2 protein-coding genes are annotated in these 1,234 nt (G+C 71.1%); one reads left to right on the plus strand and one right to left on the minus strand.

What is annotated here, in order from left to right; translation table 11 throughout:
* Window positions 1-505 (minus strand): tRNA (N6-threonylcarbamoyladenosine(37)-N6)-methyltransferase TrmO (tsaA, locus tag AB0I77_RS53660; protein WP_363290345.1); only part of this gene is annotated, 505 nt, incomplete at its 3' end.
* 191 nt (window positions 506-696) lie between these two features.
* Between tsaA and AB0I77_RS53665 the strand changes: the two genes are divergently transcribed.
* The gene (locus tag AB0I77_RS53665) at window positions 697-1,071 is read left to right on the plus strand and encodes a YciI family protein (RefSeq protein WP_096376544.1); all 375 of its coding nucleotides are present in this window, start codon (window positions 697-699) and stop codon (window positions 1,069-1,071) included.
* The last annotated feature ends 163 nt before the right edge of the window (window positions 1,072-1,234 follow it).

Raw genomic sequence — 1,234 nt, forward strand, 5'->3', positions numbered from 1 at the left:
GCCGCTTCGGGCCGGGCGCGGAATGGCGGCCCTGGGCGGCGTCGATCTGATCGATCCAACCGGCGCGCGCGCCGACGAAGGCGTCGGCGTAGGGCACGTACGGCTTGATGTCGAGCACCGGCGTGCCGTCGAGCAGGTCGACCCCGCGCAGCACCAGCGCGCCGTCCTCCACCGCCACCAGCTCCACCGCCGACAGCCCCAACGGATTGGGCCGGTGCGGCGAGCGCGTGGCCAGCACCCCGCGCTTGGGCCCGCCGCGCGGCGGTTTCACCTGCGCGTTCCAGCCCTGGCTGCGGTGGAACGCGAAGATCAGCCAGATCCGCTCGAACCCGGCCAGGTCGGCGTAGGCCTGCGGCGGCAGCTCGGCGACGAACTCCAGCCGAGCTTCCACCACCGCGCCGCTTTCGGTCCCCGCCACCACCGTCGACTGGTGCGGCGCGTCGATGCGCTGGGCGTAGGGCGAGCGCAGATAGGCGATGGGGCGGCAGACGAACTCGGGATGCATGCGGATGGGCGGTAGGGCCGGGGAACGGACGGGTTATGGTCCCACGCGGCCCGGCGCTGGGGGAAACTGCGCCGCGAAGCCTGAACCCGCATGCGTTTTGTCACTGCATCGGCCTGCGCCGATGGCGCTATCCTGCGACGCATGCATCGGCGACCTCGCGGTCGCGCCCCGCCACGCCACCGAGGTCGCGAATGAAGTTTCTGGTGATGATCTACAACGACGACGCGCTGATCGAAGCCCTGCCCGACGGCGAGTACGCGACCATGATGCGCGGCTGCCTGCAGCACGCCGACCAGATGCGCGCCGACGGCAAGCTGATGGATTCGCAGATGCTGGCGCCGCCGGCGCAGTCGGTGTCGCTGCGCACGCGCAACGGTCGCACCACCTTCCTCGACGGCCCCTTCGCCGAGGCCAAGGAGTACCTGGGCGGCTTCAACCTGATCGAGGCGGCCGACATGGACGAGGCGCTGCGCATCGCCCAGGAGTTTCCGTGGAGCCGCACCGGCCGGATCGAGGTGCGTCCGGTGCTGGATTTCGAAGCGGTACGCAAGCACTTCGACGCCTGAACGCGGCGTGCGCAGGCCGCGCGCGACCCCGCCGGGACCACATGGACGTTGATGGCGGTACACCGCCTCAAGGACGACTCGCATGCCTTCGCTCCCGCTGTCCCCACGCCTGTCCTGGCCGCTGGCCGTCGCCGCGCTGTTGCTGAGCGCCTGCCAGCCCGCC

Origin of the sequence: Streptomyces sp. NPDC050619, assembly GCF_040654815.1 — a bacterium.
Taxonomy (GTDB): Bacteria; Actinomycetota; Actinomycetes; order Streptomycetales; family Streptomycetaceae; genus Streptomyces.